The sequence below is a fragment of the Planococcus sp. TJ-201 genome (genome assembly GCF_058268495.1).
On the sequence record NZ_JBZDOG010000011.1, the window covers coordinates 41,776 to 65,445 of the forward strand.

The 23,670-nt window shown below is 44.3% G+C and carries 25 protein-coding genes, 1 rRNA gene and 2 other annotated features; all 26 genes read right to left on the bottom strand.

Annotation, left to right across the window (positions count from 1 at the left end):
* Positions 1-97: 97 nt before the first annotated feature.
* On the bottom strand, positions 98-3,652 hold the full coding sequence (rpoB, locus tag AC4EG4_RS18075) for a DNA-directed RNA polymerase subunit beta (protein WP_490980077.1): 3,555 nt from the start codon (positions 3,650-3,652) through the stop codon (positions 98-100).
* 216 nt (positions 3,653-3,868) lie between these two features.
* Positions 3,869-4,471 carry a class I SAM-dependent methyltransferase gene (locus AC4EG4_RS18080; protein ID WP_490988585.1) on the bottom strand — a complete coding sequence of 201 codons (603 nt, stop codon included), beginning with the start codon at positions 4,469-4,471 and terminating at the stop codon, positions 3,869-3,871.
* 124 nt (positions 4,472-4,595) lie between these two features.
* A complete protein-coding gene (rplL, locus tag AC4EG4_RS18085; protein WP_490980079.1) occupies positions 4,596-4,955 on the bottom strand; it encodes a 50S ribosomal protein L7/L12 in 360 nt (119 codons plus the stop codon).
* Between the two features lie 55 nt (positions 4,956-5,010).
* A complete protein-coding gene (gene rplJ, locus AC4EG4_RS18090) occupies positions 5,011-5,511 on the bottom strand; it encodes a 50S ribosomal protein L10 (protein ID WP_490980080.1) in 501 nt (166 codons plus the stop codon).
* Positions 5,512-5,542: 31 nt separating this feature from the next.
* Positions 5,543-5,691: a sequence feature (ribosomal protein L10 leader region), on the bottom strand.
* A 42-nt stretch (positions 5,692-5,733) separates the two neighbouring features.
* Positions 5,734-6,432, bottom strand: coding sequence for a 50S ribosomal protein L1 (gene rplA / locus AC4EG4_RS18095; RefSeq protein WP_490980081.1), 699 nt, complete (start codon positions 6,430-6,432; stop codon positions 5,734-5,736).
* A 105-nt stretch (positions 6,433-6,537) separates the two neighbouring features.
* Positions 6,538-6,963 carry a 50S ribosomal protein L11 gene (gene rplK / locus AC4EG4_RS18100; protein WP_006828906.1) on the bottom strand — a complete coding sequence of 142 codons (426 nt, stop codon included), beginning with the start codon at positions 6,961-6,963 and terminating at the stop codon, positions 6,538-6,540.
* A 164-nt stretch (positions 6,964-7,127) separates the two neighbouring features.
* Positions 7,128-7,661, bottom strand: a complete 534-nt coding sequence (gene nusG / locus AC4EG4_RS18105) for a transcription termination/antitermination protein NusG (protein WP_142830501.1) — start codon at positions 7,659-7,661, stop codon at positions 7,128-7,130.
* Positions 7,662-7,763: 102 nt separating this feature from the next.
* A complete protein-coding gene (secE, locus tag AC4EG4_RS18110; protein ID WP_146559415.1) occupies positions 7,764-7,949 on the bottom strand; it encodes a preprotein translocase subunit SecE in 186 nt (61 codons plus the stop codon).
* A 59-nt stretch (positions 7,950-8,008) separates the two neighbouring features.
* Entirely contained in the window at positions 8,009-8,155 is a 147-nt protein-coding gene (gene rpmG / locus AC4EG4_RS18115) for a 50S ribosomal protein L33 (protein WP_490980082.1), read from the bottom strand.
* A gap of 69 nt (positions 8,156-8,224) precedes the next feature.
* Entirely contained in the window at positions 8,225-8,875 is a 651-nt protein-coding gene (gene sigH, locus AC4EG4_RS18120; RefSeq protein ID WP_490980083.1) for an RNA polymerase sporulation sigma factor SigH, read from the bottom strand.
* 71 nt (positions 8,876-8,946) lie between these two features.
* The gene (locus AC4EG4_RS18125) at positions 8,947-9,456 is read right to left on the bottom strand and encodes an NYN domain-containing protein (protein WP_490980084.1); all 510 of its coding nucleotides are present in this window, start codon (positions 9,454-9,456) and stop codon (positions 8,947-8,949) included.
* A 4-nt stretch (positions 9,457-9,460) separates the two neighbouring features.
* On the bottom strand, positions 9,461-10,216 hold the full coding sequence (gene rlmB, locus AC4EG4_RS18130) for a 23S rRNA (guanosine(2251)-2'-O)-methyltransferase RlmB (protein ID WP_490980085.1): 756 nt from the start codon (positions 10,214-10,216) through the stop codon (positions 9,461-9,463).
* The gene (locus AC4EG4_RS18135) at positions 10,213-10,632 is read right to left on the bottom strand and encodes a Mini-ribonuclease 3 (protein WP_490980086.1); all 420 of its coding nucleotides are present in this window, start codon (positions 10,630-10,632) and stop codon (positions 10,213-10,215) included. The genes rlmB and AC4EG4_RS18135 overlap by 4 nt, the downstream gene beginning before the upstream one ends.
* Before the next feature lie 4 nt (positions 10,633-10,636).
* On the bottom strand, positions 10,637-12,037 hold the full coding sequence (gene cysS / locus AC4EG4_RS18140; protein ID WP_490988586.1) for a cysteine--tRNA ligase: 1,401 nt from the start codon (positions 12,035-12,037) through the stop codon (positions 10,637-10,639).
* Positions 12,034-12,696, bottom strand: a complete 663-nt coding sequence (epsC, locus tag AC4EG4_RS18145; RefSeq protein ID WP_490980088.1) for a serine O-acetyltransferase EpsC — start codon at positions 12,694-12,696, stop codon at positions 12,034-12,036. Before epsC ends, cysS begins: the two co-directional genes overlap by 4 nt.
* Before the next feature lie 52 nt (positions 12,697-12,748).
* Positions 12,749-12,966, bottom strand: a binding site (T-box leader).
* Between the two features lie 43 nt (positions 12,967-13,009).
* Positions 13,010-14,473 carry a glutamate--tRNA ligase gene (gltX, locus tag AC4EG4_RS18150; protein WP_490988587.1) on the bottom strand — a complete coding sequence of 488 codons (1,464 nt, stop codon included), beginning with the start codon at positions 14,471-14,473 and terminating at the stop codon, positions 13,010-13,012.
* A gap of 42 nt (positions 14,474-14,515) precedes the next feature.
* Positions 14,516-15,016 (bottom strand): 2-C-methyl-D-erythritol 2,4-cyclodiphosphate synthase, encoded by a 501-nt coding sequence (gene ispF, locus AC4EG4_RS18155; protein ID WP_490980090.1) that lies wholly within the window; start codon positions 15,014-15,016, stop codon positions 14,516-14,518.
* Positions 15,013-15,708, bottom strand: coding sequence for a 2-C-methyl-D-erythritol 4-phosphate cytidylyltransferase (gene ispD, locus AC4EG4_RS18160; RefSeq protein ID WP_490980091.1), 696 nt, complete (start codon positions 15,706-15,708; stop codon positions 15,013-15,015). Before ispD ends, ispF begins: the two co-directional genes overlap by 4 nt.
* A gap of 16 nt (positions 15,709-15,724) precedes the next feature.
* The gene (locus tag AC4EG4_RS18165; RefSeq protein ID WP_490980092.1) at positions 15,725-16,819 is read right to left on the bottom strand and encodes a PIN/TRAM domain-containing protein; all 1,095 of its coding nucleotides are present in this window, start codon (positions 16,817-16,819) and stop codon (positions 15,725-15,727) included.
* A gap of 93 nt (positions 16,820-16,912) precedes the next feature.
* Positions 16,913-18,289, bottom strand: a complete 1,377-nt coding sequence (radA, locus tag AC4EG4_RS18170) for a DNA repair protein RadA (RefSeq protein ID WP_490980093.1) — start codon at positions 18,287-18,289, stop codon at positions 16,913-16,915.
* 61 nt (positions 18,290-18,350) lie between these two features.
* Positions 18,351-20,813, bottom strand: a complete 2,463-nt coding sequence (clpC, locus tag AC4EG4_RS18175; protein WP_490988588.1) for an ATP-dependent protease ATP-binding subunit ClpC — start codon at positions 20,811-20,813, stop codon at positions 18,351-18,353.
* Positions 20,810-21,901: a protein-arginine kinase McsB gene (gene mcsB, locus AC4EG4_RS18180; protein WP_490988589.1), complete on the bottom strand. Its 1,092-nt coding sequence runs from the start codon at positions 21,899-21,901 to the stop codon at positions 20,810-20,812. The genes clpC and mcsB overlap by 4 nt, the downstream gene beginning before the upstream one ends.
* A complete protein-coding gene (locus tag AC4EG4_RS18185; protein ID WP_490980096.1) occupies positions 21,891-22,424 on the bottom strand; it encodes a UvrB/UvrC motif-containing protein in 534 nt (177 codons plus the stop codon). The genes mcsB and AC4EG4_RS18185 overlap by 11 nt, the downstream gene beginning before the upstream one ends.
* Before the next feature lie 12 nt (positions 22,425-22,436).
* Positions 22,437-22,907: a CtsR family transcriptional regulator gene (locus AC4EG4_RS18190; protein ID WP_308788682.1), complete on the bottom strand. Its 471-nt coding sequence runs from the start codon at positions 22,905-22,907 to the stop codon at positions 22,437-22,439.
* Positions 22,908-23,063: 156 nt separating this feature from the next.
* Positions 23,064-23,309, bottom strand: a complete 246-nt coding sequence (locus tag AC4EG4_RS18195) for a hypothetical protein (RefSeq protein WP_490980098.1) — start codon at positions 23,307-23,309, stop codon at positions 23,064-23,066.
* Positions 23,310-23,456: 147 nt separating this feature from the next.
* Positions 23,457-23,572, bottom strand: a 5S ribosomal RNA gene (gene rrf, locus AC4EG4_RS18200).
* Between the last annotated feature and the right edge of the window lie 98 nt (positions 23,573-23,670).

Below are 23,670 nucleotides of genomic sequence, written 5' to 3' on the forward strand. Positions count from 1 at the left end.
TCCCTTTTGTCTCGAGTTTCTGTACGGCTCTTCCTCGGTAATGGCTAAGTGAATAAATGGAGAACGGCCGGTTAAAGCCGTTCGAATCCAATAGTTATCAATCAATTGTTCCGACCGGTGCTTCTGCATCTGCAATCGGCAGGATATTCAATGAATCCGCAGGCTGAAGATCTTCTTCTTCATCCAAATCGCGCAACTCAATTTCTTCATCGTCAATCGTTAACATCTTAACGTCCATACCTAAACTTTGAAGCTCTTTGATCAAAACTTTAAATGATTCCGGTACACTTGGCTCCGGTACACTTTCACCTTTGACAATTGCTTCATAGGTTTTCACGCGTCCGACTACATCATCCGACTTCACCGTCAGGATCTCTTGCAATGTATGTGCAGCACCATATGCTTCAAGTGCCCATACTTCCATTTCACCAAAACGCTGTCCGCCGAATTGTGCTTTACCACCCAATGGCTGTTGTGTAACCAATGAGTAAGGTCCAGTTGAACGGGCATGCAATTTATCATCAACCATGTGGGCAAGTTTGATCATGTACATGATCCCTACAGACACACGGTTATCGAATGCTTCACCAGAACGGCCGTCATAAAGAATCGTTTTGCCATCGCGTGGCATACCCGACTCTTCCATTGTTTCCAGAACATCTTCTTCATTTGCTCCATCAAATACTGATGAAGCCATATGAATTCCGAGTGAACGGGAAGCCATTCCGAGATGCAGCTCAAGTACCTGACCGATGTTCATACGAGATGGTACACCAAGCGGGTTCAACATGATGTCGACCGGTGTGCCGTCTGGCATGAATGGCATATCTTCTTCAGGCAGAATTCTTGAGATAACACCTTTGTTTCCGTGGCGTCCAGCCATTTTATCGCCGACAGAGATTTTACGTTTTTGAACGATATATGCACGTACCAGCTGGTTTACACCCGGTGGCAGTTCGTCGCCGTCTTCACGGTTGAAGATTTTAACGTCCAATACAATGCCACCAGCGCCGTGAGGCACCCGCAGTGAAGTATCGCGCACTTCACGTGCTTTTTCACCGAAAATGGCATGAAGCAGACGTTCTTCGGCAGTCAATTCCGTAACACCTTTAGGAGTTACTTTACCAACTAGAATATCTCCATCTTTTACTTCAGCACCCACGCGGATAATTCCTCGGTCGTCCAAGTTGCGCAATGCATCTTCCCCAACGTTCGGGATATCACGCGTAATTTCTTCCGGCCCAAGTTTTGTATCGCGTGAATCGGATTCGTACTCTTCGATATGAACAGAAGTGTAGACATCGTCTTTCACTAAGCGTTCACTCATGATGATCGCATCTTCGTAGTTAAAGCCGTCCCAAGTCATGAAGGCAACCAGTACGTTTCTTCCTAATGCCATCTCTCCGCGTTCCATTGAAGGTCCGTCAGCTAAGATATCACGTCTGGAAACACGGTCTCCAACTTTAACAATAGGACGCTGGTTGTAACTTGTTCCTTGGTTGGAACGGACGAATTTCTGCAATCTGTATGTGTCAAGGTCGCCTTTGACTTCATTGCCATCCACAACTTCAATGCGGCGGACTGAAATTTCTTTAGCTTCCACATATTCCACAATGCCATCATTTTTTGATACTACAGCTGCACCAGAATCGCGTGCTGCCAAGTGTTCCATACCAGTTCCTACAAAGGGAGCTTCCGGGTTTAATAATGGAACTGCTTGACGCTGCATGTTCGCTCCCATCAATGCTCGGTTGGAGTCATCGTTTTCAAGGAACGGGATACAGGCTGTTGCAACAGAAACTACTTGCTTCGGAGAAACATCCATGTAATCGATGCTGCCGCGCTTATAAACAGTGTTTTCACCGCGGAAACGTGCAACGACGCCTTCTTCGACAAATGAACCATCGTCATTTAACTTCGAATTGGCCTGAGCCACTACATAGTTATCTTCTTCATCAGCAGTTAAGTAATCAATATGTTCTGTAACTACGCCAGATTCAGCATCTACACGGCGATAAGGAGTTTCAATGAAACCGAACTTATTCACTTTCGCAAATGTGGAAAGCGTATTGATCAAGCCAATGTTCGGGCCCTCAGGTGTTTCAATTGGACACATGCGGCCGTAGTGGGAATAATGAACGTCACGAACTTCAAAGCCTGCGCGCTCACGCGTTAAACCACCGGGCCCAAGCGCCGATAGACGGCGTTTGTGCGTCAATTCAGCTAGTGGATTGGTTTGATCCATAAACTGTGAAAGCTGAGAGCTGCCGAAGAACTCTTTAATCGATGCAATAACCGGACGGATATTGATCAATTGCTGAGGAACGATTGCCTGTGTGTCGTTGATGGACATACGTTCACGAACTACACGCTCCATACGGGACAAACCGATACGGAACTGGTTTTGCAGCAATTCGCCTACTGAACGCAGACGACGGTTACCAAGATGATCGATATCATCCGTGTTTCCGACACCGTAAAGAAGGTTAAAGAAGTAACTAATAGAAGAAATAATATCAGCCGGTGTTACGTGCTTGATTTTATCTTCTATATAGGCATTGCTGATAACCGTAATTTCTTTTTGGTCTTCATTGTTTGGCGCGTAGATTTTGATCGACTGCAAGGTAACTTCACCTTCCAAGACACCACCTACTTGGGAAACAGTATGGAAACCAACTCCATTTTCCAAGTTTGGAATCAAGCGATCAAGTACACGGCGGTCAATCAATGTGCCTGCTTCAACTAGAATTTCGCCCGTTTCAGGATCTGCCAATGTTTCAGCGATCGTTTGATTGAAAAGACGGTTCTTGATGTGAAGCTTTTTGTTCATTTTGTAACGGCCGACATTAGCTAGATCATAGCGTTTTGGGTCGAAGAAACGTGAATACAATAAGCTCTTCGCGCTTTCAACTGTTGGCGGCTCACCAGGGCGCAGGCGTTCGTAAATTTCAAGAAGCGCTTTTTCTGTGCTCTCTGTGTTGTCTTTTTCAAGCGTGTTTTGAAGGAATTCGTTATCTCCAAGCAAATCAATGATTTCTTGGTCAGATCCGAAGCCAAGCGCTCTCAAAAGAACCGTTACTGGCAATTTACGTGTGCGGTCAATTCTGACATACACGACATCTTTCGCATCCGTTTCATATTCCAACCATGCGCCACGGTTTGGAATAACAGTTGCTCCAAAGCCTTTTTTACCATTTTTATCTGTCTTGTCATGGAAATAAACACTTGGCGAACGAACTAACTGAGAAACGATGACGCGTTCTGCGCCGTTAATGACGAAAGTACCAGTTTCTGTCATTAATGGGAAGTCACCCATGAAGACATCCTGCTCTTTCACTTCATCTGTTTCTTTGTTGTGCAGACGTACTTTAACGCGCAAAGGTGCCGCATAAGTTACGTCACGCTCTTTCGATTCATCGACTGGATACTTCGGTTCCGCGAGACTGTAATCAACAAACTCGAGTGAAAGATTTCCTGTGAAATCTTCAATCGGCGAGATATCCCGGAACATTTCACGTAGCCCTTCTTCAAGGAACCACTCGTAAGATGACGATTGAATTTCAATCAAGTTCGGAAGATCCAGCACTTCACTGATTCTCGAAAAACTTCTGCGTTGACGATGTTGACCGTACTGAACTAGTTGACCTACCAACTTATTCACCCCTCAATAAAACGATTATAGGTCTTTGCGATTTCCACAATATAGTGTATGATATCGAAAAGACAAAAAGAAAACGAGACTAGAGTTCAGCCCATTTTCGGTTTACACGTGATTAGCTCTGTCGCCATGCCAAGCCCGAAAAAGGGCAAACGACCTCAAAATAATAAATTTTGCATTTCATTATAATAACACAGGCGTTTTGTCAAGTCAAACTTTTCTGGCCTCAAAAATAAAGTAACCTTTCTTCTTATCGACCACTCTGACTTCTCCGAAAAGCTCTTCCAGCTTCACTTGCGTAGAAGGGGCACCTTGCTTTTTCTGGATAACCACCCACAACGATCCGCCATCCGCTAACTTTTCAGCTGCCTCTTCATAAAAACGAAAAATAGTTTCTTTGCCTGCCCGAATCGGCGGGTTTGTTAAAATCGCCGAAAAATCCGCCCTTTCAACAGCACCCAATCCATCACTTTCGTAAATCAGGGCATTGGAAACGTCATTTTTTTCAACATTTGTCTTTGCCAATTCGATGGCTCGTGTATTGACGTCGACCATATGCACTTGTTTTTGAGGAAATGCTTTTGCAATCGCCATTCCGATTGGGCCGTAACCACAGCCAACGTCCAGCACCGGTCCATCGATCTCCGTTTGTTCGAATGTCTCGATCAATAAACGAGAGCCAAAATCAACTTCGCTTTTGCTAAAAACGCCTGTGTCGGTCTGGAAGCGGAATTTTTCGCCGCGCAACATGTCTGTCCACTCTCGAGGATTGCTTTTTGTTTGAGGATTTTTGGAATAATAATGTTGAGACATATAAAGTCCTCCTTGCGTTTGCCTTATTATGAGCAGATGCCCGTATGAAAATGAATTAAAAAAGAAGAAAAGCCCGTCGGTATACACTGACGAGCTTTCCTTTCATTTTGATAAAGTCATTAAATTACTTAACTTCTACTGATGCGCCAACTTCTTCAAGTTTGCCTTTGATTTCTTCAGCTTCTTCTTTAGTAGCGCCTTCTTTGATTGCTTTAGGAGCTTCATCTACAAGAGCTTTCGCTTCTTTAAGACCAAGACCAGTTACTTCACGTACTGCTTTGATTACTTTGATTTTTGAATCGCCAGCAGAAGTAAGAACTACGTCGAATTCTGTTTGCTCTTCTTCAACAGCAGCGCCGCCGCCAGCAGCAGCAACAGGAGCAGCAGCAGTTACGCCGAACTCTTCTTCGATTGCTTTTACTAGGTCGTTAAGTTGAAGAACTGTCATTTCTTTGATTGCGTCTAAGATTTGTTCTTGTGTCATTATAATTTCCTCCTATTGATAGGTAATTTTTTTGTCGTACTAGCCGGCTAACTTATTAAGCGCCTTGTTCTTCTTTTTGATCTGCAACTGCTTTTGTTGTAGCTGCAAAGTTGCGGATTGGAGCTTGTAGTACGCTGAGTAGCATAGATAGCAAACCTTCGCGTGATGGAAGTTCTGCCAATGCTTTTACATCTTCAGCAGATGCAACAGCACCTTCGATGACACCCGCTTTGATTTCAAGCGCGTCGTTTGTTTTAGCGAAAGTATTGATGATTCTCGCTGGTGCGACTACATCTTCGTTAGAAAATGCAATTGCGTTTGGTCCTGTAAAGTGTTCGTTGATTGCTTCAAGTCCGTGCATTTCTGTCGCACGGCGAGTCATTGAGTTTTTGTAAACTTTAAACTCAACACCTGCTTCACGAAGCTGTTTACGAAGTTCTGTTAATTGTGCAACGTTCAATCCACGGTAATCAACAACAACAACCGAAGCTGCAGCGCCGAACTTATCAGCGATTGTTTGCACGACAACTTTTTTCGTTTCAACTGCTTTGCTCATTTTGGCACCTCCTATAGATTTTTCATTTATACCGTCCATAAGAAAAGCCTCTGGTCCATTACAGACACAGAGGCATAAAATCAGCATCAAAAAGATGTTTACTGAATTCATCATGTCCTCGGCAGGGATAAATTAAGCGGCTTGCGCCCCTGCTGTCTGCGGTACAAATGGGTATTTCACAACTCCGCTAGTATAGCAGAGCGGAAATACGATGTCAATATCTTATTTAGCAACTACTTTAGATGGATCTACTTTAACAGCAGGCCCCATTGTAGTAGTAACGTTTAACGATTTGATGTACGTACCTTTAGCAGAAGCTGGCTTCGCTTTTTGTACTACGTCATAGATTGCTTCCAAGTTTTCAGCAAGTTTGCTGTCATCAAAAGAAACTTTCCCGATTGGCGCGTGGATGATACCTGTTTTGTCTGCACGGTATTCCACTTTACCAGCTTTGATTTCCTGAACAGCTTTTGTTACATCAAATGTAACTGTGCCTGTTTTCGGGTTAGGCATTAAGCCTTTTGGCCCTAAAACGCGTCCAAGTTTACCAACTTCACCCATCATGTCAGGAGTTGCAACGATCACGTCGAAGTCAAACCATCCTTGTTGGATTTTTTGGATGTATTCAGCGTCGCCTACGAAATCTGCGCCAGCTGCTTCAGCTTCTTTTAGTTTTTCGCCTTTAGCGAAAACCAAAACGCTTTGAGTTTTACCAGTTCCGTTTGGAAGTACTACTGCCCCACGGATTTGCTGGTCGTTCTTACGCGTGTCAATTCCTAGACGGAAAGCCACTTCTACTGTAGCGTCAAAGTTCACTGTGCTTGCTTTTTTCGCAAGTTCGATGGCTTCTTTCGCTTCGTATTGTTTTGAACGGTCGATCAATTTTGCTGCATCTTGCAACTTTTTGCCTGTTTTAGCCATTTTAAACGTCCTCCTTGTTGTGGTATAACGGAATGAACCTCCCACGATTAAAGGCTGCGCGGCTCATGATGAACTGCGCAACCCATCCAAAAACAACTGCTAGAATTAGTCTTCGATTGTAATGCCCATACTGCGAGCAGTACCTTCAACCATCAACATTGCAGCTTCTACTGAAGCAGCATTTAGATCTGGCATTTTAGTTTCTGCGATTTCGCGAACTTTGTCGCGTTTCACAGTCGCTACTTTATTGCGGTTCGGTTCGCCTGAACCTGATTCAATACCGGCTGCTACTTTTAATAGAACAGCTGCGGGTGGAGTTTTCGTAATGAATGTAAATGAACGATCTTCAAATACTGAAATCTCAACTGGAATGATCAGTCCTGCTTGATCCGCCGTACGCGCGTTGAACTCTTTACAGAAGCCCATAATGTTAACACCTGCTTGACCCAATGCTGGACCAACTGGTGGCGCTGGATTAGCTTTTGCTGCAGGTATCTGCAATTTTACGACTTTAACAACTTTTTTAGCCACGAAACACACCTCCTTAAGTCCGTGATGTGGTAATAGGGTTTCCCCTCCCACTCAATATCTGTCTGTCAACGATGTTGATAGAATTAGCTAAATTGTACAGATTGTCCTATGACAGTCTGACCTATGAAATAATACCATTAATAAATCAGAATAGCAAGGGGCTTTTATACTTTTTGAACTTGCTCGAAATCAAGTTCCATTTTGGTTTCACGGCCGAAGATATCAATCGACACTTTCACTTTGCCTTTTGTATCATCAATCTCTTCCACTTTCCCTTGGAAGTTGGCGAATGGCCCTTCCATCACTTCAACTGTATCGGCAACCGCAAAGTCAATATCCACTTTGCGTTCTGTCATGCCCATCTGTTTCAGGATGAAATCGACTTCTTCATCGAGCAATGGCGTCGGTTTCGCTCCTCCGCCTGATGAACCGATAAACCCTGTAACACCTGGTGTGTTTCTCACCACGTACCAAGATTCATCTGTCATAATTAACTCAACCAACACGTAACCCGGGAAGGTTTTGCGCATGACGGTGCGTTTCTTGCCATCTTTGAAATCTGTTTCCTGCTCTTCTGGAATTATCACGCGGAAGATCAAATCTTCCATACCCATTGTTTCTACACGCTTTTCCAGGTTTGCTTTAACTTTGTTTTCATAACCGGAATAGGTGTGGACTACATACCAATTTTTTTCCATATTCGTGCGGACTAGACGTCCATCCCTCCTTTTTTACCAAATGAAAAAACCCGTTCTCATAGAATCACGGGCTATTTTTATGCATTATTCTTGTTGAATGACTTATAGCGCTAAGAACCAGCGGAATACTTCCGAGATGCCTGCGTCGATCACTGCGAAAAAGAGAGCCATGAAAATACAAGTAGAAAGAACAACGATCGTGTACCGAGTCAGTTCTTTTCGTTTCGGCCAGCTGACTTTACGCATTTCCGAAACGACATTTTTAAAGAAATCACCAATGTTACCCATTGTTTAAAAAACCTCCGAATTTCAAAATCACTCTATATCGTCCGGCATTCAGTTAAAATTCATATCGTTTGTTTATGCACGGTATGCCCATTGCAATGAGCACAGAATTTTTTGAGTTCCAAACGTGTGCTGGATTCCGCTTGCGCAGGAACCGTATAATTGCGGGATGCACATTTCGAGCAGCTTAAAACAATTTTTTTAGCCATGTTATCACCTTATTCAAGTTTACAGCTTTTTCAAGGTTATCACCTTAAAACAGACCTGTCAACCGCGCGTCAAGAGCTCGGCATCTCATTGATCTGTAAGTGGCGCTCCAGTTTTCGCTTGACCCGCTGCAAAGCGTTGTCAATTGATTTCACATGCCGCTCCAGCTTTTCCGAAATCTCCTGGTAGGATTGGCCGTCCAGATAAAGGGCTAGCACTTCGCGCTCCAGCTCACTTAACACTTCCCCCATCTTCTCTTCCATATACTGAAACTCTTCATTATGGATGATCAAATCCTCTGGGTCGTCCACGCCGTTTCCAGTCAATACATCCATCAATGTCCGGTCAGACTCTTCATCATAAATCGGCTTGTCCAAGGACACATAAGAATTCAACGGAATATGCTTTTGGCGTGTTGCTGTTTTGATGGCAGTGATAATCTGCCGGATAATACAGAGTTCTGCAAACGCGCGGAATGAAGACAATTTATCACTTCGAAAATCCCGAATCGCCTTGTATAAGCCGATCATGCCTTCCTGGATAATGTCTTCCTTATCCGCACCGATCAAGAAATACGACCGGGCTTTCATTCGAACAAAAGGCCTGAATTTGGTAATCAAAAAATCCAATGCTTCCGTGTTGCCACTGTGGACTAAACTGACAAGTTCCTCATCTGTCATGTCGGTGAATCGTTGGGGCTGAACTTGCTCATGATTTTCCACGGGTGATCCCTCCGATTGCGTGAGCCTCGATATGTTCAGTATACAGGAAGAAAAAAATGAGCGTCAACCGTTCATTTCAAGCCTCTTCGCCATTTTTCGAAAATTTCGGCTACTTCACCGGACAGCGGTATTTTTGAAATGCCGCGCTGCTCCTGGATTTCTTTTACTTTTTTAGTGATGTTCGCCTGTATCTCAATCATTTCAATTTCCAGTTCACGCGCCGAAATTCGCAAGGCGCCTTTGCCGAAAATAACCCATTGCTCTGTTAAATCCGAAGTTGCTACATATATTTGATCGCGGCGATTGTTTAAACTCGCCACCAGTTTTTCAATCCGTTCATCTGCTGTTTCGCTTTCTTTTGTGAAAATGACTTCAACATCGTGGTGCAGATTTTTAGCTTCGATGCCCGGAACAAGATGGGCATCAAACACAATAATGACGCGCCACCCTTTGTAGCTCCGGTATTCAGCCAGCCGCTCAATGAGGCGGTCCCTGGCGTTTGCCAATTTATCTTTTTTCAATTGCTGCAGTTCAACCCAGTCACCAATGATATTGTATCCATCAACCAGCAGAATATTCATGGCATTAAACCAGTGGATTGCGCTTTCTGTAAACTTCGTACATCAACAAACTTGCAGCCACAGAAGCGTTCAATGAAGTGACGTGGCCAACCATTGGCAATTGGTAAAGAAAATCGCATTTGTCACGCAAAATCCGGCTCATGCCTTTGCCTTCGCTGCCGATAATGACTGCAAGCGGAAGTGCAGCATCCATTCTCCGGTAATCGACCGACTCTTTGGCGTCTGTTCCGGCGATCCAAAGACCCCGCTTTTTCAGCTCATCGACGGTCTGCGACAAATTATTGATGCGCACAACCGGTACGTGTTCAATGGCGCCTGTCGAAGCTTTTGCTACCACACCTGTCAGCCCAACAGCCCGGCGCTTCGGAATAATCAATCCATGAACACCAATTGCATCGGCAGTTCGCATAATAGAACCCAAATTATGCGGGTCTTCCAATTCGTCCAAGATCAGGAAAAACGGATCTTCATTTTTTGCTGCAGCTGCCTCAAACAAATCATCCAAGCTTGCGTAATTATAAGCGGCCACTGCTGCTGCAATGCCTTGGTGATTGGTATCCGTCAGTCCGTCAATTTTCTTTTTCGGTACCGACTGGACGATGACGCCTTTGTCTTTTGCCAATTGCAAGAGTTCCGTAATGCCCTTTTTCTGGACGCCTTCTGCAATCCAGATTTTATTGATGTCCCGGTCTGCACGCAACGCTTCCAAAACCGGGTTCTTGCCGCCGATTATTTCCGGTGCCAACTCTTCTTCAGTCATCTCAATACGCCTCCCTGCTCTTCAACAATTCCAATCGCATAGGAAATGATTTCGTCCACACGCGCTTGTTCTTCTTTCAAATACAGCCAGCCCAACACCGCTTCAAAAGCGGTGCTGAAATTATAGGTCTGCACATCGGTATTTTTCGGGACAGATCCGGACTTGGCATTACGCCCACGTCTCATGATCGCCAGTTCTGCTTCGGTTAGGAAGTTTTCTTCTGTCAGCCGCTTTAAGACCATCGCCTGTGCTTTGGCAGAAACGAAGGTAGTCGATTGGCGGTGCAGGATGTTTGGTTTGGCACGGCCTGAACGCAACAAATGCTCACGGATAGACTGCTCATAAACGGCATCGCCCATATAGGCAAGAGCCAATGCATTTAGTTGATCGACATCGTTTTTTCGTAAAACGTTCACTGCATTACCCTCGCTTCCAGCGTGTACCTTGTGCTGTATCTTCCAAAATGATCTTTTTCTCTTTGAATAAATCACGAATTTCATCCGCGCGTGCAAAATCGCGGTTTTTGCGCGCTTCAATTCGCTCTGCCATCAAAGCTTCGACTTCTTCGTCCAATAATTCTTCTTGCTGGTTGAATGGTACGCCTAAAACGCCGGCCAACTCATCGAATACGGCAATAAACGTTTCCAATACGGTTGTTGCTGTTTGTTTTTCCAATAAATACGTATTCGACAGACGCGATAAATCGAAAAGGCTGGAAATCGCATTTGCGGTATTAAAGTCATCATCCATCGTTTCAATAAATGCTGTTTTGATGGCTTCGATCTTATGAATCCAAATATCGGAGTGATCGCCAAGGTCGGCCGACGTGCCTAACCGGTGCTTCAAGTTGCCATAAGCCGTGCGCAGGCGCTCCAGTCCAGCAACGGCATCTTCCACCAGCTGCTGCGAATAATTGATTGGGTGGCGGTAATGAACCGACAGCATAAAGAAGCGCAGTACTTGTGGATCCATTTCTTTCAAGATGTCATTGACCAAGACAAAATTATTCAGTGACTTCGACATTTTTTCGTTATCAATATTAATATACCCATTATGCATCCAATAACGCGCAAACGGTTTGCCAGTAAATGCTTCAGATTGAGCAATTTCATTTTCGTGATGCGGGAAAGTCAAATCCTGTCCGCCTGCATGAATATCAATGGTATCGCCTAAATGCTCGCGTGCCATGACCGAGCATTCAATGTGCCAACCCGGACGCCCTTTGCCCCATGGGCTATCCCATGAAATTTCTTTCGGCTTGGCTGTTTTCCACAGAACGAAATCCAGTTCATCTTCTTTTTTATCGCCCGTTTCAATGCGTGCGCCAATTTTCAGTTCATCAACCGACTGATGCGACAATTTGCCATAGCCTTCGAATTTACGGGTCCGATAGTAAACATCTCCTTGTGACTCATAAGCATAGCCTTTTTCAATCAATGCCTCGATAAAGTCGATGATTTGCACCATATGATCGGTTACGCGCGGATGAACATCTGCTTCTGCACAGCCAAGCGCTGTCGTATCTTCAAAATAAGCCGCAATAAACCGCTCCGCAATTTCCGGAACTTCCTGGCCGAGTTCATTCGCGGCTTTGATCAATTTGTCGTCGACATCCGTAAAGTTTGAAACATATTTCACATCATAGCCACGGTATTCCAAGTGGCGGCGTACTGTATCGTAGACGATAACAGGGCGCGCATTGCCGATGTGAATGTAATTGTAAACCGTTGGTCCGCAGACATACATTTTTACTTTTCCTTCTTCTAAAGGAATAAAATTTTCTTTTTGCCGTGATAAAGTATTAAAAATTTGGATGCTCATAAACGTTGCCCTTCTTCCTGTCTAACTTTTTTTAATTCGTCAATTTCATATTGCAACCTGGCAATTTTCGCCTCCATGCTTTCGCATTTGTCCATAACAGGATCCGGCATATTTTGATGGTTCAAATCGCGTTTTACTTTAACGCCGTTTTGAATCACCACTTTGCCCGGAATTCCGACTACCGTTGAATTCATCGGTACGTTCTTCAAAACCACCGATCCCGCTCCAACTTTCGAGTTGGCTCCGATGACAATCGATCCCAACACTTTGGCGCCGGTTGCAACCAGAACATTGTCTTCCAATGTCGGATGGCGTTTCCCGCGTTCTTTTCCAGTACCGCCTAACGTGACCCCTTGGTACAATGTCACGTTGTCGCCAATCTCACAGGTTTCCCCGATGACCACACCCATTCCGTGGTCAATAAAGAAACGGCGGCCAATGACAGCCCCTGGATGAATTTCAATGCCTGTGAAAAAGCGGCTCAACTGCGAAATGACACGGGCAATGAAAAATAATTTGTTCTTAAAGAAGAAATGCGCCAAACGATGTGCCCAGATGGCATGCAGACCCGAATAGGTTAAGATGACTTCCAAATAGTTACGGGCTGCTGGATCTTGTTCGAAAATGACATCAACATCATCTTTCAATAACTTAAACATGTCTCTCGCTCCCTTTCTGCTCCAAAATAAAAAGCGTCTCTGTCATCTAAATGACAGAGACGCATAGTTGCGCGGTTCCACTCTGATTAAAAGAACAATGAGTTCTTTTCTCTCGAAGGCCCGTAACGCAGGCAAAACGTCTGGTCTACTTGATTCGACTCAGCACTCGGAGAGGCATTTCGATGCAGCAGCGGCCCAGATCCCTTTCAGCCGGTGGGGATCTTCTCTAAAGAGCATGCTGCATGTACTTCTTCCCGTCAACGTTTTTATTAATGGTAAATTCATTTTACACCGTTAGCGCAATAAGTCAATGTTACGCACTCGCATATTGGGAAACGCGGGCAATGGCTTTGTCTTTCCCTAATAGAGAAATAGAATCCGGCAATTCCGGTCCGTGCATTTGTCCGGTGATCACCACGCGAATTGGCATGAACAAGTTTTTGCCTTTATGGCCCGTTGACTTCTGGACGGCTTTGATTGCTGCTTTGATTTCCGGAGGCTCAAAGTTTTCCAATGAAGCCAATTGCTCTTTGAATGCCGTCATCACTTCAGGAACTTGCTCAGCAGACAAGATTTCTTTTTCGGCTTCTCCATACGTTAATTCCTCAGTGAAAAACTGCTCGGAAAGTTCGGTGATTTCTGCACCGTAGCTCATTTGGTCATGATACAACGCAACCAGCTTGTTTGCCCATTCGGCTTGCTCCGGCGTCATTTCTTCCGGCAGTTTGCCTGCTTTTTGCAAATGCGGAAGAGACAGCTTCACTACTTCTTCGAGCGGCAATTGCTTAATGTACTGGTTGTTCATCCACATTAGTTTCTGCTTATCGAACATTGACGGCGATTTAGATAAGCGTTCGACATCAAAAATACGAATCAGTTCTTCTTTCGAGAAGATTTCTTCTTCGCCTTCTGGAGACCAGCCAAGAAGCGCAAAGAAATTAAACAAAGCTTCTGGAATATAGCCCAAATCCTTATATTGTGAGATAAACTGAAGGATTGACTCGTCACGCTTTGATAATTTCTTGCGGTCCTCGTTGATGATCAAAGTCATATGGCCGTAGCCTGGATAATCCCAGCCAAATGCGTCGTAGATCATCATCTGTCTCGGAGTGTTTGATAAATGCTCTTCTCCACGGAACACGTGAGAAATTTTCATCAAATGATCATCGATAACAACAGCAAAATTATACGTCGGGATGCCATTGGTCTTAACCATTACCCAATCGCCAACATCTTTGGACTCGAATGAAATCGGGCCGCGCACTAAATCGTTGAATTCATACGTAACTCCAGTCGGAACTTTCGCACGAAGCGTAAACGGTTTGCCTGCTGCTTCTTTTTCAGAAACTTCTTCAGCTGTTAAATTGCGGCAAGTTCCGCTGTATTGTGGAGCGGCGATGCCGGATGCTTTTTGGGCATCTCGTTCTGCTTCCAGCTCTTCCGCTGTACAGAAACATTTATAAGCCAATCCTTTTTCAAGCATTTTTGCTGAGTGTTCTTTATACGTATCCAAGCGCTCCATTTGGCGGTAAGGACCGTAATCTCCGCCGATATCCACAGATTCGTCGTGCTCGATGCCCAACCATTTCAAGTTGTCCAACTGAGACATGACCCCTGTTTCAATATTGCGGGCTGTGTCTGTATCTTCAATGCGAACGATGAATTTCCCATTGTTGTGGCGTGCGTATAAATAGTTAAATAATGCGGTACGTGCGCCGCCGATGTGCAGATGGCCTGTTGGACTTGGCGCATAACGTACGCGTACTTCTTGTGTCATTTGATTTCCTCCTAAAATTTCGTCTATCCTTCTGCTATTCTATCACTCCGGGACATCAAGCGAAACCGGACGTTTGTTTAATAGAATCACTGCCAGTGCAGCAATTCCTTCCTCGCGTCCCGTAAATCCAAGGTGTTCGGAAGTAGTCGCTTTGACATTGACCTGTGAAACATCAGCTTCCAGCAAGTCTGCAATTGACTCCCGCATCTGCTCAATATATGGCGCCAGTTTCGGCTTCTGGGCAATTACCGTACAGTCCACATTGCCAAGTTCATAACCTTGTTCTTTCACGTATTTCCAAATGTGGGTCAGTAACTTCCGGGAATCGGCATCCTTGAATTCAGGATCGGTGTCCGGAAAATGCTTGCCGATATCGCCTCCGCCAATGGCGCCGAGTGCAGCATCTGTAATGGTATGCAATAGCACATCTGCATCGGAATGGCCAAGCAGCCCTCTATCATGTTCAATTTCAATGCCCCCCAATATGAAAGGTCTTCCTTCTGCCAGCTGGTGTACGTCATAACCTTGTCCAATTCGAATCATTTCTGTTCCTCCTGTAATCGACTTTCCAGAATCGCTCTCCCGTAGATCAAGTCATCCGGCGTCGTCATTTTAATGTTTTCGTATGTACTTTCAACAATAGCCACAGGGTAATTCAAGCGCTCTACGAGCATCGCTTCATCTGTCCCCATAAACCCATCGCTGTAGGCTGAACGTGCGGCTTTCAAAATCAATGAATACCGAAAAGCCTGTGGTGTTTGGATCATCCACAATTGCTTGCGGTCGACAGTTTCTGAAATGACGCCATTTTCCGCTTTTTTGATGGTGTCTTTGACAGGTACGCCGGCAATTGCCGCCCCTGATGCCTTCGCAGTTTCCACCAATCGTTCAATCACTTCTTTGTCAATAAAGGGCCGTGCTGCGTCGTGAACCAAAACAACGCCACAAGGTGGAATCGCTTCAAGACAGGCTCTGACACTATCCTGTCTTTCGGTTCCCCCTGTAGCGTAACCTTGCACTTTGGTGATGTTGTGGCGCAGTACATATTCTTCGATCACTTCCCGCTCCTGCTCTTTTACCGCCAGCCAAATTGCATCGCAATTCGGATCCCGTTGAAAAACTTCTAGCGTATAAAGAAAGATTGGTTTGCCGGAAAGCTCGAGCAACAATTTATTTTTATCTGCTTTCATTCGTTTCCCGCTGCCAGCAGCAGGCAAGACGACTGTATAGTTCATTGGATAACATCCTTTATCAATTTGTTGCCGTTTGTTTGCCTTCGCGCGGCTTCGCAAAAATCATCCGACCTGCAGAAGTCTGCAAAACGCTGGTGACCGTGACATTGATCGCCTGGCCAATAAATCCTTTGCCGTCTTCAATAACGATCATTGTTCCATCGTCCAAATAAGCCACACCTTGATTTTGTTCTTTGCCATCTTTGATGACCACAACATGCATATCTTCTCCTGGAATGACAACAGGTTTTACAGCGTTCGCCAAGTCATTAATATTCAATACTGGAACATTATGAAGTTCACATACTTTATTAAGATTAAAATCATTGGTTACAACTTGGCCGCCCATTTTCTTCGCAGCGCGCATCAATTTCAAATCGACTTCGCTGACTTCATCAAAGTTTTCCTCTGTGATCATAATAGCATCCACACGTTCGCTTTGAAGTCGTTTCAAAATATCCAAGCCTCGCCTGCCACGTGTCCGTTTCAAGGTATCTGAGGAGTCGGCAATATGCTGAAGCTCAGACAACACAAATTGCGGCACTACAAAAGTGCCTTCCATGAAACCAGTTGCCGAAATATCAGCAATCCGTCCGTCAATGATGACACTGGTATCAAGCAATTTGTATGAAGCTTTTTCAACCGGCTCTTCCAGTTCCAGCTTTTTCGCTGCCGTAAATTTGGATGGTGTCAGCATGTTCAACATTTCTTCACGCTTTTGGAAGCCAACCTGGAAACCCAAGTAGCCGAGCACCACAGAAAGCACTAGCGGTGCAATGGTCGCCACCAACGGAACATCGACTGTACTTAAGGCAAAGCCGATGAGAAACGCTACCACCAAGCCAATGATCATGCCCACTGTCCCAAACAGCAGATCCGGCGTCGGTGCGTGAAGCAACTTCTCCTCCATCCACTTCATGAAATTAATGAGCGAATCCACAAATAACAAAGATAACAGGAAAAATACAAGAGCACCAACAATTGCAGCTACGTAAGGGTTACTAATCCATGGATTGTCGAGAAGGGGAATAAGTTCAAATGCAGATGGCAATAATAAAATTCCGACTGTCGCACCAATAAGTAAAAACATAATTTTTATAATGGTTCTTAACACACGCTCCACCTCCTTTTTATAATTATACACATTTTAAATCTGAAACGCTTTTATGACCCTTATTTAGGAATAAAAGGAGGCATGTTTGCCTCCTCACTGTGGAAAAATCTCTTTTAATGCATCGTTAACACTTTCTACGCCCACTACTCGAATTCCTTCCGGATAATCCCAGCCGCCCATGTTTGACGCTGGAATAATTGCCCGCTTGAATCCAAGCTTAGCGGCTTCCTGAACGCGTTGCTCAATGCGCGACACACGCCTGATTTCACCGGTTAAACCCACTTCTCCGATGATACAGTCGTAGACATTGGGCGCTTTGTCCCGGAAACTTGACACGATGCTTGCCAGTACTGCCAGATCGATTGCTGGTTCATCAAGCTTAACCCCACCTGCAACTTTGATGTATGTGTCCTGTGTCTGCATTAACATGCCAGCCCGTTTCTCCAGCACTGCCATCAGCAGCGACACACGATTGACATCAATGCCTGTAGCCATGCGTTTCGGATAATTAAAACTGGACGGCGTCACCAAAGCCTGGATTTCCACCAGGATGGGACGTGTTCCCTCCATCGAAGCCACGACTGTCGAACCTGCTGCACCGCTTGACCGTTCCTGCAAGAATAACTCGGACGGATTCAGCACTTCTTTCAATCCGCTTTGAAGCATTTCAAAAATCGCAATTTCATTGGTTGAACCAAAACGGTTTTTGACACTGCGTAAAATCCGGTATGTGTGATGGCGTTCACCTTCAAAATACAGCACCGTATCCACCATGTGCTCCAAAATTCTAGGTCCGGCAATTTGTCCTTCTTTTGTTACATGCCCAACAAGGAAAATCGCGATATTTTTCGTTTTTGCAATCCGCATCAATTCCGCGGTACTTTCTCGTACCTGCGTCACGCTGCCAGGTGCAGAAGTAACTTCGGGATGATGAACCGTTTGAATCGAATCAATAATGACAAAATCAGGAGCTACTTCTTCAATCGTATGATGAATCAGCTCAAGATTTGTTTCGGCATAAATAAATAGCTCTGAAGAAGAAGCATCGAGACGCTCGGCCCGCAATTTCGTTTGGCGAATAGATTCTTCCCCGGAAATATATAATACCCGATTCCCACTATTTGCAAGCATAGCGGAAACTTGTAAAAGCAAAGTCGATTTCCCGATTCCTGGATCGCCGCCAATCAGCACTAAAGAACCCGGTACAATACCGCCTCCGAGCACACGGTTTAATTCACTTAGTTCCGTTTCCACCCGCGGTTCATCTTGTGTTTCAATTGCATTGATCGGTGTTGCTTTTTGAGGAACTGATGCGCTGTGTTGAAAAGCACCGCGTGTTCCTTTAGGAGCAGCCACTTCTACCTCTTCAGTCATCGTATTCCATGCTGCACAGCCTGGACATTTTCCCATCCATCTGACAGATTCATAGCCACACGACTGACAAATGAATTTCGTCTTTTTCTTAGCCATGTGTACCTCCTATAATAGAAAAAAAGCTCGCCGGAGATGGCCTCCGGCGAGCGGAATATTTTTATTGTTTTTCCACTGCTACTTCTTTTGCTTCTGCTGTTTCGTTTGTACGAACGATAAATTCATCGTCCTCCACATCGAAGATAATGCGTTGGCCCGATAGAGCTGTACCTTTTAACAGCTCTTCTGACAACCGGTCTTCTACGTGTTTTTGGAGCGAGCGGCGAAGTGGACGTGCCCCGTACTCTGGGTCGTATCCTTCTTTTGCAACTTTTTCAAGTGCTGCATCCGTCAATTCCAAATCAATGTCCTGCTCTTTCAAGCGATCCACCAATTGTTTGGTCATCAAGTTCACGATCTCTCTCAAATTCTCTTTTTCAAGAGAGTGGAAGACGATCATGTCATCGACACGGTTCAAGAACTCTGGGCGGAATGCTTTTTTCAACTCACCAAGCATTTTGCCTTTCATGTCTTTGTAGTCTGTTTTCGCATCGTCTAAATTGAAACCAACATATTTATTGTATTTCAGTTCTTCCGCACCAACGTTTGAAGTCATGATAATGACTGTGTTACGGAAATCGACTCTGCGGCCTTTTGAATCTGTTAAGCGTCCATCTTCAAGTACTTGCAAAAGAATATTGAAGACATCCGGGTGGGCCTTTTCAATTTCATCAAGCAACACTACTGAATAAGGCTTTCTGCGAACTTTTTCAGTCAACTGCCCGCCTTCTTCATAACCAACATAACCTGGAGGCGAACCGACCAGACGTGAAGTCGAATGTCTTTCCATGTATTCGGACATGTCGATGCGAATCATGGCATCTTCATCACCAAACATGGATTCAGCCAGCGCACGCGCCAACTCGGTTTTACCAACACCAGTAGGACCAAGGAAAATAAATGATCCGATTGGGCGTTTTGGATCTTTCAGTCCAGCACGCGCACGGCGAATGGCTTTTGAAATGGAAGTGACAGCTTCATTTTGGCCGATAACACGGTTGTGAAGAATTGATTCCAAGTTCAACAATTTATCCGATTCGGTTTGCGCCAGTTTTGACACCGGAATGCCGGTCCACATAGACACAACCTTCGCAATATCTTCCACGGTTACTTCCGACTCTTCTTTGCCTTGCTTTTCTTTCCATTCTTTCTTCGTTTTATCTAATTGATTCTGGAGCTTTTGTTCTGCATCACGAAGCGAAGCCGCTTTTTCAAACTCTTGGCTTTGCACCGCTTCATTTTTCTCTGAACGTGCAGCTTCCAATCGGGCTTCCAATTCTTTCAGGTCCGGTGGAGTCGTGTACGAGCGAAGTCTTACTTTAGAGCCTGCCTCATCAATCAAATCAATCGCTTTATCCGGCAAGAAACGGTCCGAAATGTAGCGGTCTGACATTTTTGCGGCTGCTTCGATCGCCTCATCAGTAATTTTCACACGGTGATGCGCTTCGTAGCGGTCACGCAAACCACGAATGATTTGAATCGACTCTTCTACTGAAGGCTCATCCACTTGAATTGGTTGGAAACGGCGTTCAAGTGCCGCATCTTTTTCAATATATTTGCGGTATTCATCCAACGTTGTCGCACCAATACATTGCAGTTCCCCACGTGATAATGACGGTTTTAGAATATTAGAAGCATCAATCGCTCCCTCTGCCCCACCTGCTCCAATCAATGTATGAAGCTCATCAATGAAGAGGATGACGTTGCCTGCCTGGCGAATTTCATCCATCACTTTTTTCAAGCGATCTTCAAATTCCCCACGGTATTTTGTTCCTGCAACTACTGTACCCATATCCAGAACCATGACGCGTTTGTCACGAAGCGTTTCTGGAATTTCATTGTTGACGATTTGTTGCGCCAATCCTTCAGCGATCGCTGTTTTACCAACACCAGGTTCACCGATCAATACCGGATTGTTTTTCGTTCTGCGGCTCAATACTTCAATTACACGCGTGATTTCATCACTGCGGCCGATAACCGGATCCAAGCCACCTTCACGGGCTACTTGCGTCAAATCGCGTGCCAAGCCGTCTAAAGTTGGTGTGTTTGCCGAAGCATTCGGGCTTGTGCCTGTAGACGCCTGCTCATTGTTGCCTAGGAGCTGCAACACTTGCTGACGCGCCTTATTCAAGCTGACGCCTGCATTTCCTAATACACGTGCTGCAACGCCTTCACCTTCGCGAATCAGCGCCAATAGCAAATGCTCTGTACCAATATAAGAATGGCCCAATTTACGGGACTCATCAACTGACAATTCAATCACTTTTTTTGCTCTCGGCGTATAGTGGACAATCGGGCCAACATCTTTTTCGCCGACTCCTACAAGCTCTTTAACGCCTTCTTCGATCAATTGTGTATTTACTTCAATCGCTTCTAAAGCTTTAGCGGCAATACCGCCGCCTTCGCGAATTAAACCAAGAAGAATATGCTCTGTACCGATTGATTCATGTTTCATGCGAATGGCCTCTTCTTGAGCTAACTGAAGAACTTTTTGTGCGCGTTGTGTAAATCGATTAAACATCATGCAAAATCCTCTCCTTCACTATTTATACCTTCTTTATTCAATCGCTCCCGAAACAACTTTGCCCGGGCAAAATCACGTTCTTTTGGCTGCAGCGGCTTGTCTGCATATTGCTGCAGGAATGCCGGCTGCATAAAAATCATCAATTCATTTAAAATCGACATGTCGACATCTTGGATCATCTTTAAATCAATACCCAATCGAACATCTGACAAACAAGTAGCAGCTTCTTCCGTCGTCAGCAGTCTCGAATGGGTAAGAATTCCAAGTGACCGGTAGATGCGATCTTCCAGCACCAGCGGTGAATTTAGAACAATGGCTTCTCGTGCTTTTCGTTCCTGTTGAATAATTTGTTCGGTCATATTTTCCAAGTCCTGAAGAATTTCATATTCGGACTTGCCAAGAGTTAATTGGTTTGATATTTGATAAACGTTCCCTAAAGCTTCACTGCCTTCGCCATAAATACCGCGAACCACCATGCCGAGCCTCGAAATTGCAGGAATGATCCGTTGGATTTGATGCGACATCGTCAAAGCCGGCAAATGAAGCATAACCGAAGCTCTCATGCCGGTTCCGACATTGGTAGGACAGCTGGTTAAGTAGCCATATTTTTCATGAAAAGCATAAGACAAGTTTTTTTCTAACAAGGTATCCAGCTCATTGGCTATTTTATAAGCATTCTGAAGGTGAAATCCTGATTGCAAACTTTGAATTCTTAAATGATCCTCTTCATTGACCATAATACTCAGTTCTTCATTTTCAGACAACAAAACCGAACTGGAGTGTTCGCTATTGGCAAGATAAGGGCTGATTAAATGTTTTTCTACCAGCACTTCTTTTTGCAGCTGTGCAAGTTTTTCAATACTGATATGGCTAAAAGTATAGTCTAACTCACTGCCTTTATCTAATAATACAGAAGAAATTTCTTTATCTACTTTGAGTGCTTCGTCTTCCGTAAAAGAATAGGGAAACTTGAAGTCAGTTAAATTTCTCGCTAACCGAATTCGTGTACTCATTGCAATATCTACACTTTCACCGTCGTTGGCCATCCAGCTGCTTGCTCGAGGTTGGAGAAACCGTTCAATTGCCATTTGGAGCACCTCCCTCAAGCTTCAAACTTAACACTCTCACTTCATCTCTTAATCTGGCAGCTTCTTCAAAATGTTCCCCTTGAATAGATACCTGCATTTGCTTGCGAAGTTCTTCAATTTCTTTTTTTATCTTTAAGGTTGTCCCATAAGAAGCTGGAATCTTACCCGTATGTTCAGTGTTTCCATTATGGAACCGTTTAAATATTTCATTGAGTTGTGGCGCAAATTCATCGTAACAAGAAGCACACCCAAATTTACCTAACTGCAAAAACTTAGGGAAAGTAAAACCACATGAAGGACAAGTAGCTACTTCTTTTTTAACTGGGTTAATGGATGCCTGCGAAGTAGGAAACCAATTTGATAATAACTGATGAATAGCTAATGGATCCTGTTCAAAAGCAATATTAATGCTATGGTTTTCAGCAGCACAGATGTGGCATAAGTGAAGCTCAGTTATCTGTCCTTGTTGCTGCTTTTTAACTATTACTGATGCAGAACGTTCTCCGCACTGATCGCAAATCATCTTTTCACCTCTTTATGTGTTCGACTGATATTTTATTGTGAAGAGCATGGCAATAAGGATACGCGCCCGGACTTCATCACGTGTAGGAAGAGGCAAAAGCAGCGTCGCGCGGTCTACAGCACTGAGAATCAATTTTGCTTCTCTTTTTGAAATAATTTCTTCATCCAGCAGTCTGAAAACAATATCTTCAGCCATCACTTGGGTAGCACCATGCTCTAATCGTTGGATAACCTCGGCTATAACATCTGATTTTTGATGGAGCCGGATTCTCCTAATACGAATATATCCACCACCGCCGCGCTTGCTTTCGACAGAATATCCACGGTCAACAGTAAAGCGCGTATTAATGACATAGTTTATTTGAGAAGGCACACATTGAAATTTTTCAGCCACTTCGCTGCGTTTAATTTCAATGTGGTCTCTCTCGCTTAATTCGATAACTTGTTTCAAATAACCTTCTATTACATCCGAAATATTCCGCATCGCTTTCACCTCTTCGATACATAATACGTCAAAACTGACTTTGACTATATTTGACTTAATTATACACCAAGTTTTTTATAGATATCAAATAGTACGTTTCAAAAGTTTACGATAATAAAAAGCCTTAAAGCAGATTTGCTTAAAGACTTTTTTACCTTATTCTTGATCCAGTATTCTTTTTACAAAATCTTTAGCGTGACTTGATACGGACTGCGTTTTTTCTTCTGCGTATTTCGTCTTCCACTTTATTCCTTCCTGCCAAATTTCCACTGCATCTCCTACAGAAACATTGTGAGTAAAGTCAGCTAATGGAAAGGTATAACGCTCACCAGCTTCTTCTGTAGCCTTCAATAATACTGTTCGTTTATCAATAGCTTCTACTACATATATGCCTGGTTTCATGGAAATCACCTCACTCTTGTTTTTCCCACTCTGTCCCCTCTTCAATCCTTATTTTTATTTCTTTATGAACTTTGCTTTTGACTTTCAAATTTTTTCATAAAAAAAAAGCCGTTACCGGAATCGGTAACGACTTGTTTGTCTTGAAATGCCCAGCGACGTCTTACTCTCACAGGGGGAGACCCCCAACTACCATCAGCGCAAAAGAGCTTAACTGCCGTGTTCGGGATGGGAACGGGTGTGGCCTCTTTGCCATCATCACTGGACTATTTGGTTGAGTGCTTGTTCACTCAAAACTGGATACCCGACATTGAGCATTGGTGAAGCGTTCACGATACAATAGTTTGGTTAAGTCCTCGATCGA

Coding starts and splice junctions, on each gene's coding strand:
- AC4EG4_RS18080 (WP_490988585.1), bottom strand. CDS start 4,471: ATGTCTCAACATTATTATTCCAAAAATCCTCAAACAAAAAGCAATCCT.
- rplL (WP_490980079.1), bottom strand. CDS start 4,955: ATGACACAAGAACAAATCTTAGACGCAATCAAAGAAATGACAGTTCTT.
- rplJ (WP_490980080.1), bottom strand. CDS start 5,511: ATGAGCAAAGCAGTTGAAACGAAAAAAGTTGTCGTGCAAACAATCGCT.
- rplA (WP_490980081.1), bottom strand. CDS start 6,432: ATGGCTAAAACAGGCAAAAAGTTGCAAGATGCAGCAAAATTGATCGAC.
- nusG (WP_142830501.1), bottom strand. CDS start 7,661: ATGGAAAAAAATTGGTATGTAGTCCACACCTATTCCGGTTATGAAAAC.
- secE (WP_146559415.1), bottom strand. CDS start 7,949: ATGGGTAACATTGGTGATTTCTTTAAAAATGTCGTTTCGGAAATGCGT.
- rpmG (WP_490980082.1), bottom strand. CDS start 8,155: ATGGCTAAAAAAATTGTTTTAAGCTGCTCGAAATGTGCATCCCGCAAT.
- AC4EG4_RS18125 (WP_490980084.1), bottom strand. CDS start 9,456: ATGAATATTCTGCTGGTTGATGGATACAATATCATTGGTGACTGGGTT.
- rlmB (WP_490980085.1), bottom strand. CDS start 10,216: ATGACTGAAGAAGAGTTGGCACCGGAAATAATCGGCGGCAAGAACCCG.
- cysS (WP_490988586.1), bottom strand. CDS start 12,037: ATGAGCATCCAAATTTTTAATACTTTATCACGGCAAAAAGAAAATTTT.
- epsC (WP_490980088.1), bottom strand. CDS start 12,696: ATGTTTAAGTTATTGAAAGATGATGTTGATGTCATTTTCGAACAAGAT.
- gltX (WP_490988587.1), bottom strand. CDS start 14,473: ATGACACAAGAAGTACGCGTACGTTATGCGCCAAGTCCAACAGGCCAT.
- ispF (WP_490980090.1), bottom strand. CDS start 15,016: ATGATTCGAATTGGACAAGGTTATGACGTACACCAGCTGGCAGAAGGA.
- ispD (WP_490980091.1), bottom strand. CDS start 15,708: ATGAACTATACAGTCGTCTTGCCTGCTGCTGGCAGCGGGAAACGAATG.
- radA (WP_490980093.1), bottom strand. CDS start 18,289: ATGGCTAAGAAAAAGACGAAATTCATTTGTCAGTCGTGTGGCTATGAA.
- clpC (WP_490988588.1), bottom strand. CDS start 20,813: ATGATGTTTAATCGATTTACACAACGCGCACAAAAAGTTCTTCAGTTA.
- mcsB (WP_490988589.1), bottom strand. CDS start 21,901: ATGGCAATTGAACGGTTTCTCCAACCTCGAGCAAGCAGCTGGATGGCC.
- AC4EG4_RS18185 (WP_490980096.1), bottom strand. CDS start 22,424: ATGATTTGCGATCAGTGCGGAGAACGTTCTGCATCAGTAATAGTTAAA.
- AC4EG4_RS18190 (WP_308788682.1), bottom strand. CDS start 22,907: ATGCGGAATATTTCGGATGTAATAGAAGGTTATTTGAAACAAGTTATC.
- AC4EG4_RS18195 (WP_490980098.1), bottom strand. CDS start 23,309: ATGAAACCAGGCATATATGTAGTAGAAGCTATTGATAAACGAACAGTA.